A 12,412-nucleotide genomic window follows, 5' to 3' on the forward strand; every position below is an offset into this window, starting at 1 on the left:
GGGCCACGCGCACGACGTCTTCGCGGAACTCCTGGGGGTAGGGAGCGGGCATGGTGCACATCCTTCCAGGCCGCCCTGCGGGCAAGCCAGATCAGATGTCACCTATCCATGCGGCAGTCCCCATCACGGAACCGAGCGACGGCGGTGGCAACAGGTCAGTGGGGTTGCGTGCACTACACGGAAATGTTCTGAAGGACCCGTCGTATGCGCGCGCGGACCGTCCGATCAACGTCCCCGAGCGGGGCGAGGCGCGCATGCGGGACGCCATCCACCATGCGACTGCCCTTCCACAGGCAGCGTTGGGAACCCACTGCTTCGTCTGGGGTGAAGTCACGACCGTCAACCACACCAGTGCAGACCCGCCCCACTGGTTCTTGAACGTTCGTCCAGGCGCGGACCGGTTGTTTGCCTTCCACATGTCGGCAGCCACTGCGAAATCCGTCTTAGAAGCGGTGAACCACCTGCGCGGAGTGAGGTGGAAGAACCTCTTCGACGCCGTCGACGCCCAGTTCATGGTCTTCGGCCATCTCAGGGTCGCGAAGAACGGAGTGCCGATGATGTCGGTGAAGGAGCTCAGCCATCTGAGCCTGCGGGTGCCATGACGGGGGCAACAGTCCTAGCGGTCTAGAACTGGGATTGTCTAGCAGCCCTGGGCCTTCGTCACGCTCTTGGTCAGCTCCTGGATGGCGCGACGTACCTGATGAAGTGACCCCTCGGGTGCATCTCGGGCATGAGCCCAATCGCTGAAGTCCACGCGGATCTCCACAGGAGCCAGCGGGCCGTGGGGCCCCTCAGCTTCCACTCGGAGCGTGATCGGCTCAGGAGCTCTCGGCGTGAAGAGATCACCGCTCACTCCGAGGACCCACCGCAGTGAACGATGAGGTGCAAGAGAACTGATCCCCCTCTTCAGCACTAGCTCGAGGCTGTCTATCCGCTCCGTGTATGGAGGCGCCGACGGCAGCGGGGGTGTGCTTGTGACACGCACGTTCGTGGCCACAGTCGGGCCTGCATTGCTCACGACCAGTTGAAGCATGTGGCCCACTTGAGGGTCCGGCTGGATGTCGGCCCACACGTAGGGCTGGGCGGCCGCTTCTGTCTGCTCGCGCTGCAGCTCGATCTGCCGGCGTGCTGTCTCAACCTGCTCACGCTGGATCTGACTTTGGTCACGCACGAACTTGGCCTGGCGGGCGGTGCCCCATGCCGACAGCCCGGCAAACGCGGCCGACACTGCTGCTACTCCAAGGGCCACCCACGACAGGTCTGACATGAAGACATCATCTCAGATATCCCGCGCCCCTGCCGTGTCGCCGGCGGCGAACTCGTACTCACGGGCAGCCTCCATGCGTGAGCCCGGCTGTCCTTGAGCGGGTCGACTCGTCACTGCTTTCCGCAGGAGGCCGCCAGAAGGAGCAGGTCGTCGCAGTACTCCGTCACTGCGCGGTGGACGCTCTGCAGGCGGTGAGCGAGGGACCCCCAGGGCCGGACATACAGACCCTCGGGACCTTCGGAAGGTTCGATGTCAGCGAGGTCGACATCGAACTCGACGTGGAAGTCAAAGTTCGTAGGCGAGAGCACGTGTCCGGGGGATAGGCGAAACGTAGCGAGTGTCTCGCCTGGGTGGATCACTCGGTTGCAGGCGACGTCGAGTGGCTCAACGACGCCAGGCTGGACCTGCGTTTGTATCTTGACAAGGAAGAGAGCCAGGGGACGTGGGCTGCGGTGCCGGTCGAACCGTGCCAGCTCATGGAGGATCGCCAGGCAGTTCCAGGTAGGGAGTTCAGCGTTGTAGGGCTGGATGGCCTCGAGAGCTTCATTCAGTTCGGCTGGCAGATGCCTGTAGCGGTTGGCCTGACGCTTCCACTGAGTTTGGTCGGTGCGGATGGGCCATTCGAGTCGTTCGGCCCCTGGAGGCGGGTTCTGCCCGGATGCGATGACGGCTGCTGCGTAGAGGCAGTTGTCCAGCGCTGCACGCATCTCGTAGAGGAACTCTCCGAGAAGGATGGACAGCTCTGCGGGGATGGGAGCCACTCGGTCGAGGCGAATGGTCACGGTTCCGTCGGCCATGATCTCCCGGGCGATGGAGTGTGGGCGCCCCTCCAGGTATGCCGCCCACAGCTCTGCAAAGTCCAGATAGTGGGTTCGTGCGCGGTTGAGGCGGGCGGTGAGGAGCCGGACCTCGGGGTCGGCGGAGACGTCTGGTGCGCCTGACGGAGTAGTCACGAACCCATCATGGCTGCTCTATCTCGGTGAAGGGCTGCGTGGCAGACTCTGCACACACGGTCCTGGAGGGCGGCGTTTGTGCAGGCTTCCCCGCGTGTCGTGTGCAGTCTTCGCTGCATCTCGACACCTTCGCCGCCGGGGGCGAGGTGTTCCGTAGAGTGGACGGCGTGAAGAACGAGAGCAACGCACCCGCGCCGCAGTCCGGCGCCGCCGCCGAGGCCCTGTCCCGCTTCCACGCCGTGATCCCGGCCGGTGGCGTGGGAACCCGCCTGTGGCCGCTGTCCCGCGCCGCAGCGCCGAAGTTCCTGCACGACCTCACCGGGTCGGGGCAGACCCTGATCCGCGCCACCTGGGACCGTCTCGAGCCGCTCGCCGGCGCGGGGATGATGGTCGTGACCGGCCAGGTCCACCGGGACGCCGTCGCCGGCCAGCTCCCCGAGCTGAAGGAGGGCGACCTCGTCCTGGAGCCCGAGCCGAAGGACTCCGCCGCGGCCATCGGCCTGGCTGCCGCGATCCTGGCCCGGCGCGACCCGGAGGCGATCATGGGCTCCTTCGCCGCGGACCAGGTGATCTCCCCGGTCGAGGAGTTCCAGTCCGTGGTGACCGAGGCGGTCGCCACGGCCGCGACCGGCAAGATCGTCACCATCGGCATCAAGCCCACGCACCCGGCCACCGGCTTCGGGTACATCCGCCGCGGGCGCTCCCTGCGCCTGGAGGACGCGCCCCACGCCTTCGATGTGGCCGCGTTCGTGGAGAAGCCGGACGCCAAGGTCGCCGCCCAGTACTTCCGCTCCGGCAAGTACCTGTGGAACGCCGGCATGTTCGTGGCCCCGGTGTCCCTGATGCTCCGGCACCTCGAGGAGCACGAGCCCGAGCTGCACGCCGGGCTGACGACCATCGCGGAGGCCTGGGACACGGACCGCCGTGCCGAGGTCGTCGAGCGGGTCTGGCCGACGCTGAAGAAGACGGCCATCGACTACGCCGTGGCCGAGCCGGCCGCCGCCGCCGGCGACGTGGCCGTGGTCCCGGGCGACTTCACGTGGGACGACGTGGGCGACTTCGCCGCGATCGCCCGCCTGAACCCGGTCAAGGACGGCTCGGGCATCACCGTGATCGGAGACACCCCGCGCGTGTACTCCTCCGACGCCTCCGGCGTGGTGGTCACGGACTCGGCCCGTGTGATCGCGCTGATCGGCATCGAGGACGTGGTGGTGGTGGACACCGGCGACGCGCTGCTGGTCACCACCACGGCCCACGCCCAGGACGTGAAGAAGGCCGTGGAGTCCCTCAAGGCCGAGGGCGCCGACGACGTCCTCTGAGCCGGTGCGTCCCATGTGACGCGAGGCCCCCGCGATGTGAACGCGACGTGAACAGGGCGGGGGCCTCTGCGCTACCCTCCACAGACATGACCGGCACCATCGAGAGCTCCGCCTTCCCCTACCGGCACACCGCCCCGGACGTCCCCGGCGTCACCCGGGCGGTCGAGGCGGTGGAGCCGCTCGCCCGCGAGCTGCGCCGCAGCATCCACCAGGAGCCCGAGCTCGGCTTCGAGGAGCACGAGACCACCCGCAAGGTCATGGAGTTCCTGGCCGCCGGGGGGCTGGAGCCGGTCCGGCTGTCCGAGACGGGCTGCTACGTGGAGGTCGGCGAGGGACCGCTGGTGCTCGGCCTGCGCGCGGACATCGACGCGCTGCCCATCGAGGAGCTCACGGGGCTCCCCTACGCCTCGACCCGGCACGGGCTGGCGCATGCCTGTGGCCATGACATGCACACCTCGGTCATGGCCGGCGCCGCCGTGGCGCTGCACCGCATCCTCTCCGGCCAGGTGGAGGACGAGGAGCTCGCCGCCGCGGGCCGGCGGGCCCACGGCCGGGTCCGGGTGATCTTCCAGCCGGCGGAGGAGCAGCATCCGGGTGGGGCCCAGCACGTGATCGAACAGGGCGTCCTCGAGGGGCTGCCCCGCATCCTCGCCGCGCACTGCGAACCGCGCTTCGACGTCGGTACGATCGGCACCCGCATCGGTGCCATCACCTCTGCGGCGGACACTATCCGCATCACGCTGACCGGCCGCGGCGGCCACACCTCCCGTCCGCACCTGACCGAGGACATGGTGTTCGCCCTGTCCCAGATCGCGGTCAATGTCCCCGCCGTGCTCTCGCGGCGCATCGACGTCCGGTCCGCCGTCTCCGTGGTGTGGGGGCAGATCTCGGCCGGCTCGGCCCCGAACGCCATCGACTCCACCGGCCGCCTCTCCGGCACCATGCGCTGCCTCGACGCCGCGGTGTGGCAGGAGGCCGGCGAGCTGCTGGACGAGGTCGTCACCCAGGTCGCCGCCCCGTACGGCGTGGAGGTCGAGCTCGAGCACATCCGCGGCGTGCCGCCGGTGGACAACGCGGAGGCGGAGACCGCCCTGATCGAGTCCGCGGCCCGGCGTGAGCTCGGCTCCGCGGCCATCCAGCTCACCCCCCAGTCCATGGGCGCCGAGGACTTCGCATGGATGACCCAACAGGTCCCCGGCTCCATGCTGCGCCTGGGCACCCGGACCCCGGGCGGCATCGAGTACGACCTGCACCGCGGCGACTACGCCCCGGACGAGCGGGCCCTCGGCGTCGGCATGCGCGTGTTCGCCTCCGCGGCCCTCGGCGAGATGCTCCGCGCACCCCGCGCCTGAGCCGTCGCCTCCGGTTCGGGGCGGGGCACGACGACGGCACCCGCCTCCGGGACCTGCGACCTCCCCCTCCGAGACTTCCGTCCTCCCGTGCCGCGACTGTGCACAGGGGGTAAACTCTCGGGTAACGAGCGTGTTCCCCGGCGCGTGCGCGCGACACGCTCGAACCCGGCGCGCCGGCCCGCGCGGTCGCCGTCGGGCACCGTCATCGCACCACGTGAAGTGAGGAACTCCCATGGGCATCCTGTCCACCGAGAAGACCCGTCGCCTTCTCCTCCCTGCCGCCGTCCTGTCTGTCTCGGGCCTGCTGCTCACCGGCTGCGGCGCCCCGCCGGAGGAGGGCGAGTCCAACGCCGGCGGCGAGTCCAAGGTCTCGACCGACCCGGACGTGGGCGGCGACAACTCGGACTACCTGGCCTGCATCGTCTCGGACGAGGGCGGCTTCGACGACCGCTCCTTCAACCAGTCCTCCTACGAGGGCCTGAAGGCCGCCGAGGAGGAGTACGGCGTCGAGATCCGCGAGGCCGAGTCCCAGGAGCCGGGCGAGTTCACGCCGAACGTGAACTCCATGGTGGACGCGGGCTGCAACGCGATCTTCGGCGTGGGCTACATGCTCGGCGACACCATCAAGCCGATCGCGAAGAAGGAGTCGGACACCCACTTCTTCGGCGTGGACGTGACGGACACGGGCTTCTCGGACAACGTCCAGAACCTGACCTACGACACCGCCCAGGCCGCCTTCCTGGCCGGGTACCTGGCCGCCGGCATGTCCGAGTCCGGCACCGTCGCCACCTACGGCGGCATGGAGATCCCCACCGTGACCATCTTCATGGAGGGCTTCGCCGAGGGCGTCGAGTACTACAACGAGCAGAAGGACGCGGACGTGAAGGTCCTCGGCTGGGACAACGACGCCAAGACCGGCTCGTTCATCGGCGACTTCTCCAACCAGGCCGCCGGCAAGACCAACACCGCGAACTTCATCAACGAGGGTGCGGACGTCATCATGCCGGTCGCCGGTCCGGTGGGCCTGGGCACCCTCGACGCGGTTGAGGAGGCCGGCGAGGACAAGGGCGTCAAGGTCGTCTGGGTGGACTCGGACGGCTACGAGTCCACGGACAAGGGACAGTTCATCCTGACCTCCGTCATGAAGAACATGGGCCAGTCGGTCACCGACGTCATCGCACAGGACCTCAAGGGCGAGTTCTCCTCCGAGCCGTACCTCGGCACCTTGGAGAACGAGGGCGTGGGCCTGGCCCCGTTCCACGACTTCGACGGCGAGGTCTCCGACGAGCTCAAGAAGGAGCTCGAGGACCTGAAGCAGCAGATCATCGACGGTGACGTGGAGGTCGAGTCCTCGATCGCCGAGGGCTGATCGGCCACCCGCACGCCACGGGGCCGGACCCGGCACACGCAGGGTCCGGCCCCGCGGCGCGCACACCGCGCGTCGGGCCCGGCCGCGTGACCGACGGAGGAGACGGAAGATCCCCATGAAGCTCGAGCTGCGCGGCATCACGAAGCGGTTCGGCACGTTCGCCGCGAACGAGGACGTGGACCTGGTGGTCGAGTCCGGGCAGGTGCACACCCTGCTCGGCGAGAACGGCGCCGGCAAGTCCACCCTGATGAACGTGCTCTTCGGCCTGTACAACCCCACCGAGGGCGAGATCCTGCTGGACGACGAGCCGGTCGCGTTCGCCGGACCCGGCGAGGCCATGCGGGCCGGCATCGGCATGGTGCACCAGCACTTCATGCTCGTGCCCGTGTTCACGGTGGCGGAGAACGTCGCCCTGGGCGACGAGCACACGAAGGCCGCCGGCATCCTGGACCTCGAGGCCACCCGCCGCAGGATCCGTCAGATCTCGGACCAGTACGGCTTCCAGGTGGACCCGGACGCGATCGTCGAGGACCTGCCGGTCGGCGTGCAGCAGCGCGTGGAGATCATCAAGGCCCTCGTGCGCGACGCCCGCATCCTCATCCTGGACGAGCCCACCGCCGTGCTCACCCCGCAGGAGACCGACGAGCTGCTGAACATCATCCGGCAGCTGCGCGCGGACGGCACCGCGATCGTCTTCATCTCCCACAAGCTCCGCGAGGTCAAGGCGATCTCGGACAGGATCACCGTCCTGCGCCGAGGCCGTGTGGTCGGCACCGCGGACCCGTCCGCCGATGCCTCGGAGCTGGCCGCCCTCATGGTGGGCCGCGACGTGGTCCTCAACCGCACGAAGACCGAGCCGAGGCTCGGCGAGGAGACCTTCCGCGTGGAGGACCTCACCGTGGTCTCGCCTACCGGGCAGGTGCTGGTGGACGACGTCTCCTTCGGCATCCGCCAGGGCGAGGTCCTCGCCGTGGCCGGCGTCCAGGGCAACGGCCAGACCGAGCTCACGGAGGCCATCATGGGCCTGCAGAAGGCCACCGGCTCCATCCGCCTGGACGGCCGCGAGCTCGTGGGCCGCTCCACCCGGCAGATCATCCGTGCCGGCGTGGGCTTCGTCCCGGAGGACCGCTCCACCGACGGCCTCGTGGGCACCTTCACCGTGGCGGAGAACATGGTGCTCAACCGCTATGACACCGCCCCGGCCGGCTCCTCGATGCAGCTGAACCCGAAGGCGATCCGCCGCCTCGCCGAGCGCAGGGTCCAGGAGTTCGACGTCCGCACCCAGGGCGTGGACATCCCGGTCGGCACGCTCTCCGGCGGCAACCAGCAGAAGGTCGTCATGGCCCGCGAGCTGGTGGACGACCTGTCCCTGTTCATCGCGTCCCAGCCGACGCGCGGCGTGGACGTGGGCTCGATCGAGTTCCTGCACTCCCGGATCATCGCCGAGCGCGACTCCGGCACGCCGGTCCTGATCGTCTCGACCGAACTGGACGAGGTCCTCGAGCTCGCCGACCGCATCGCCGTGATGTACCACGGCCGCATCGTGGGCATCGTCCCGGGGAACACCTCGCGCGACCACCTCGGCCTCATGATGGCCGGCCAGCTCCCCGACGACGTCGTCCTCGCGGACGGCTCCACCCCGACCCAGGAAGGAGCGCGCGCATGAGCACCGCCGCACCGCAGCCCACGGCGTCCGAGGCGCCGGACACGGCAGCCGGCACGCAGCCCCGCACCGGCCGTCCGGCCCCGGCGCAGCCGTCCGTGCTGCGCCAGATCCTCTCCGGCAACGGCACGGTCACCGTGCTCGCCATCCTCCTGTCCCTGCTGATCTCCGGCCTGCTGATCGTCGCCACGGACGAGGACGTCCAGGAGACCGCCGGCTACTTCTTCGGCCGACCGACGGACATGCTGGCCGCGGCCTGGTCCGCGTTCTCCGGAGCGTTCCTGGCGCTGTTCCGCGGCGCGATCCTCAACTACGAGGCCGCCAGCTTCGCCGGCATGATCAAGCCGCTGACCGAGACCCTGACGGTGGCGACGCCGCTGATCATCGTCTCCCTCGGCATCGCGATCGCGTTCCGGGCGGGCCTGTTCAACATCGGTGGCCAGGGCCAGTTCATCTTCGGCGCCATGTTCGCCACCTGGTTCGGCGTCTCCATGGACCTCCCGTTCGGCCTGCACCTGCTGGTCGTGCTCGTCATGGGCACGCTCGGCGGCGTGCTCTGGGGCTCCGTGGTCGGCCTCCTCAAGGCCTACACCGGCGCCCACGAGGTCATCCTCACGATCATGCTGAACTATGTCGCGCTGAACCTGCTGGCGTACCTGCTGAACACCCCGGTGCTCCGCCGCGAGGGCACCACCAACCCGGTCTCGGACTTCCTTCCGGAGTCCGCCCGCTTCCCGCTGATGTTCGGCGAGGGCTTCCGCCTGCACTGGGGGTTCGTCCTCGCACTGGCCGCAACCGCGTTCTCCTGGTGGCTGCTCCAGCGCTCGGCCGTGGGCTTCCGGCTGCGCGCGGTCGGCGCGAACCCGGCAGCCGCCCGCACCGCCGGCATCTCCGTGAAGGCCGCGTACATCACGGCCATGGCGGTCTCCGGCGGTCTGGCCGGCCTGGCCGGCATGGCCCACGTGTCCGGCACCGAGGGCTCCCTGAACACCTCGGTGGCCGGGTCCTTCGGCTTCGACGCCATCACCGTGGCGCTGCTGGGCCGCTCCAATCCGCTGGGCGTGCTCTTCGCCGGCCTGCTGTTCGGCGCCCTGCGCGCCGGCGGCGTGACCATGCAGACCCAGACCGGTGTGCCGATCGACATCGTCCTGGTGGTCCAGTCCTTCATCGTGCTGTTCATCGCGGCCCCGCCGCTGGTGCGCACGATCTTCCGCCTGCCCGCCCCGGGCGCGGCCAGGGCCCGCCGCTCCGCGGACCCGGTGACCCAGCCGGCCGTGGCCGGTGCCGCCGTGTCCGGCGCCGCAGGCCAGCCCGCGGTCCCGTCCGCCGAGACCCAGGAGGCCGCCGTGGCCGCAGAGTCCTCCGCGGACGGTGTGGAGGGATCCACCCCGTCAGCCGCCGCCGACTCCCCGGCACCCGCCGACACAGACACCCGCACCTCCGAGAAGGGGGAGACCCGATGAGCGCCACCGCCGCTGACCAGAAGACCGTGGCCGAGACCTCGAGGCCCGAGCGCCGGGGTCGGGACGGCAAGCCGCTCGTGCGCAGCTGGACCACCCCGGTCCTGCTGACCGTCTTCGCCCTGTTCTCCCTGGGCCTGTTCGCCGTCAACGCCCCGGCCCATGACGCGGAGTTCCGCATCGCCACCCCGGGTGACCTCATCGAGCTGGCCGCTGTGTCCGTGCCGGCCGCACCGGCCCTGTGGGTGCTGTCCCTGGTGATGCTCGGCATCGCCGCCCTCGCCTGGGTCCGTGCGGCCGCGGGCCGCAGGAACCCGGTGTGGCTCAACGGCCTGTACGTGCTCGCCTTCGTGGCCGCCTTCCTCATCTGGGTGGTCGGCTCCGCGGACAACAATTCGGTGTACCTCACCGGCCTGATCGCCGGCTCGTTCGCCCTGGCCGTGCCGCTGATCTTCGGCTCGATGGCCGGCATCCTGTCCGAGCGCTCTGGCGTCATCAACATCGCGATCGAGGGGCAGCTGCTCGCCGGCGCGTTCACCGCCGCGATGGTGGGGTCCGCCACCGGCTCGGCGTGGATCGGCCTGGCCGCCGCGGTCCTCGCGGGCGTGGCGGTGTCCTGGCTGCTGGCCGTTTTCTCGATCAAGTACCTGGTGAACCAGGTGATCGTGGGCGTGGTGCTGAACGTGCTCGTGATCGGCCTGACCAACTTCCTGTTCTCCACGGTCCTGGCGCCGAACTCGTCCGAGCTCAACTCGCCGCCGCACTTCCCGAGCATCCGCATCCCGTTCCTGGCGGAGATCCCGATCATCGGCCGCATCCTGTTCGACCAGTCGATCCTGGGCTACGGCATGTACCTGATCATGGGCCTGCTGTGGTTCGGCCTGTTCCGCACCCGCTGGGGCCTGCGCGTGCGCGCGGTGGGCGAGCACCCGAAGGCCGCGGACACCGTGGGCATCGACGTGATCCGCACCCGCTACGTCAACGTGCTGCTCGGCGGTGCCGTGGCCGGCATGGGCGGGGCGTTCTTCACCCTCGTGTCCGCCTCCTCCTTCTCCAAGGAGATGACGGCGGGCCAGGGCTTCATCGCCCTCGCCGCGGTGATCTTCGGCCGGTGGAACCCGATCGGCGCGTTCTTCGCGGCGCTGCTGTTCGGCTTCGCCACGAACATGCAGTACGTGTTCTCGATCCTCGGCACCCCGGTGCCGAGCCAGTTCATGGCGATGCTCCCGTACGTGGTCACCGTGTTCGCGGTGGCTGGCCTGGTGGGCCGTTCCCGCGGTCCGGCCGCGGGCGGCACGCCGTACGTGAAGGAGTGACCATGGACCGCGACGCCGTCGACTGGGACGCGCTGACCGCCGCCGCCGTGGACGCCCTGCGGCACGCCTACGTGCCGTACTCGGGCTACCCGGTGGGTGCGGCCGCCCTGACGGAGGACGGCCGGACGGTGAACGGTTGCAACATCGAGAACGCCTCCTACGGCATCACGCTGTGCGCCGAGTGCTCGCTGGTCTCCGCCCTGATGATGGGCGGCGGCGGGCGGCTCTCCGCGTTCGTGTGCGTGAACGGGGAGAGCGAGGTGATCATGCCGTGCGGCCGCTGTCGCCAGCTGCTCTCCGAGCACCGCGCCCCGGACATGATGATGATGACACCGGCCGGCGTGCTCACCATGGACGAGGTCCTGCCGCAGTCCTTCGGCCCGGCTGACCTGGAGCACGCCTCCCGCTGAGCCGCCTCCCCGGCACCACGACGACGGCCGCCGCCCTCCCGGGACGTCTCACCGGGGGCGGTGGCCGTCTAGTCTGTGTAGGCAGGACACCCACGCGGTGCAGGTCTGTGCAGACCGCACATGCACGGTGTGCAGGAAGCAACACCCTCGAGGGAAGGATCCCGCCCCGCCATGACCGTCGCCCCCGCCGCCGAGCCGTTCGACGCCATCGAGGTCATCCGCGCCAAGCGCGACGGCCACGAGCTGACCCGCGAGCAGATCGAGTGGGTGGTGGACGCCTACACCCGTGACGTGGTCGCGGACGAGCAGATGTCCGCGCTGGCCATGGCGATCTTCCTCAACGGCATGCAGCGCCGGGAGATCGCCGAGTGGACGGACGCGATGATCGCCTCGGGCGAGCGCATGGACTTCTCCGGGCTGACCGCTCCGGACGGGCGTGCGCTGCGGACCTCGGACAAGCACTCCACCGGTGGCGTGGGGGACAAGATCACCCTGCCGCTGGCCCCGCTGGTCGCCTCCTACGGCGTGGCGGTCCCGCAGCTGTCCGGCCGGGGTCTCGGCCACACCGGCGGCACCCTGGACAAGATGGAGGCCATCCCCGGCTGGCGCGCCGAGCTGACGAACGAGGAGATGATGCGCCAGCTGTCCGAGGTCGGCGCGGTCGTCTGCGCCGCCGGCTCCGGTCTGGCCCCGGCGGACAAGCGCCTCTATGCGCTGCGCGACGTCACCGGCACGGTGGAGGCCATCCCGCTGATCGCCTCCTCGATCATGTCCAAGAAGATCGCGGAGGGCACCGGCACCCTCGTGCTGGACGTCAAGTGCGGCTCCGGCGCGTTCATGAAGGACGAGGCCACCGCCCGCGAGCTGGCCCGCACCATGGTGGACCTCGGCCGGGACGCCGGGGTGAACACCACCGCCCTGCTGACGGACATGTCCGTGCCGCTGGGGCTGACGGCCGGCAACGCCCTGGAGGTCCGCGAATCCGTGGAGGTGCTGGCCGGCGGCGGCCCGGCGGACGTGGTGGAGCTGACGGTGGAGCTGGCCCGCCACATGCTGGCCGGTGCCGGGGTGACCGGGGTGGACCCGGCCGAGAACCTCGCCAACGGCAAGGCCATGGACGTGTGGAACGCCATGATCTCCGCCCAGGGCGGGGACCCGAAGGCGGCGCTGCCGGTGGCGAAGCACACCGAGACCGTCACCGCGGAGGCCGACGGCGTCCTCACCGAGCTGGACGCGATGGCCGTCGGGCTGGCCGCCTGGCGCCTCGGTGCCGGTCGCGAGCGCCAGGGCCAGCCCGTGCAGG

Annotated in this window: 11 protein-coding genes; 9 read left to right on the forward strand and 2 right to left on the reverse strand. The window is 69.8% G+C overall.

Annotated features, from left to right (window positions below; genetic code table 11):
- Positions 1 to 50: 50 nt before the first annotated feature.
- Positions 51 to 602 (forward strand): hypothetical protein, encoded by a 552-nt coding sequence (locus AC2W7A_RS04090; protein WP_485990242.1) that lies wholly within the window; start codon positions 51 to 53, stop codon positions 600 to 602.
- Positions 603 to 640: 38 nt separating this feature from the next.
- On the opposite strand, the gene AC2W7A_RS04095 is transcribed toward AC2W7A_RS04090, so the two are convergent.
- Together AC2W7A_RS04095 and AC2W7A_RS04100 are read right to left on the reverse strand one after the other, a co-directional pair.
- Positions 641 to 1,267 (reverse strand): hypothetical protein, encoded by a 627-nt coding sequence (locus AC2W7A_RS04095; protein WP_485990243.1) that lies wholly within the window; start codon positions 1,265 to 1,267, stop codon positions 641 to 643.
- Between the two features lie 110 nt (positions 1,268 to 1,377).
- Positions 1,378 to 2,220: a hypothetical protein gene (locus AC2W7A_RS04100; RefSeq protein ID WP_485990244.1), complete on the reverse strand. Its 843-nt coding sequence runs from the start codon at positions 2,218 to 2,220 to the stop codon at positions 1,378 to 1,380.
- 167 nt (positions 2,221 to 2,387) lie between these two features.
- Here AC2W7A_RS04100 and AC2W7A_RS04105 point away from each other — a divergent pair, with 167 nt between their 5' ends.
- The 8 genes from AC2W7A_RS04105 to AC2W7A_RS04140 form a co-directional block, all read left to right on the forward strand.
- Positions 2,388 to 3,539 carry a mannose-1-phosphate guanylyltransferase gene (locus tag AC2W7A_RS04105; protein WP_485990245.1) on the forward strand — a complete coding sequence of 384 codons (1,152 nt, stop codon included), beginning with the start codon at positions 2,388 to 2,390 and terminating at the stop codon, positions 3,537 to 3,539.
- Positions 3,540 to 3,625: 86 nt separating this feature from the next.
- Positions 3,626 to 4,891: an amidohydrolase gene (locus AC2W7A_RS04110; RefSeq protein WP_485990246.1), complete on the forward strand. Its 1,266-nt coding sequence runs from the start codon at positions 3,626 to 3,628 to the stop codon at positions 4,889 to 4,891.
- Positions 4,892 to 5,123: 232 nt separating this feature from the next.
- Positions 5,124 to 6,260: a BMP family lipoprotein gene (locus tag AC2W7A_RS04115; RefSeq protein ID WP_485990247.1), complete on the forward strand. Its 1,137-nt coding sequence runs from the start codon at positions 5,124 to 5,126 to the stop codon at positions 6,258 to 6,260.
- A 115-nt stretch (positions 6,261 to 6,375) separates the two neighbouring features.
- On the forward strand, positions 6,376 to 7,926 hold the full coding sequence (locus AC2W7A_RS04120) for an ABC transporter ATP-binding protein (RefSeq protein WP_485990248.1): 1,551 nt from the start codon (positions 6,376 to 6,378) through the stop codon (positions 7,924 to 7,926).
- Positions 7,923 to 9,386, forward strand: coding sequence for an ABC transporter permease (locus AC2W7A_RS04125; protein ID WP_485990249.1), 1,464 nt, complete (start codon positions 7,923 to 7,925; stop codon positions 9,384 to 9,386). Before AC2W7A_RS04120 ends, AC2W7A_RS04125 begins: the two co-directional genes overlap by 4 nt.
- Positions 9,383 to 10,699, forward strand: a complete 1,317-nt coding sequence (locus tag AC2W7A_RS04130; RefSeq protein ID WP_485990250.1) for an ABC transporter permease — start codon at positions 9,383 to 9,385, stop codon at positions 10,697 to 10,699. Before AC2W7A_RS04125 ends, AC2W7A_RS04130 begins: the two co-directional genes overlap by 4 nt.
- A 2-nt stretch (positions 10,700 to 10,701) precedes the next feature.
- The gene (locus AC2W7A_RS04135) at positions 10,702 to 11,109 is read left to right on the forward strand and encodes a cytidine deaminase (RefSeq protein ID WP_485990251.1); all 408 of its coding nucleotides are present in this window, start codon (positions 10,702 to 10,704) and stop codon (positions 11,107 to 11,109) included.
- Positions 11,110 to 11,280: 171 nt separating this feature from the next.
- Positions 11,281 to 12,412, forward strand: a 1,132-nt coding sequence (locus AC2W7A_RS04140; protein ID WP_485990252.1) for a thymidine phosphorylase, incomplete at its 3' end; no start/stop codon positions are given.

Source organism: Micrococcus sp. LASM2_SD2 (genome assembly GCF_057364565.1).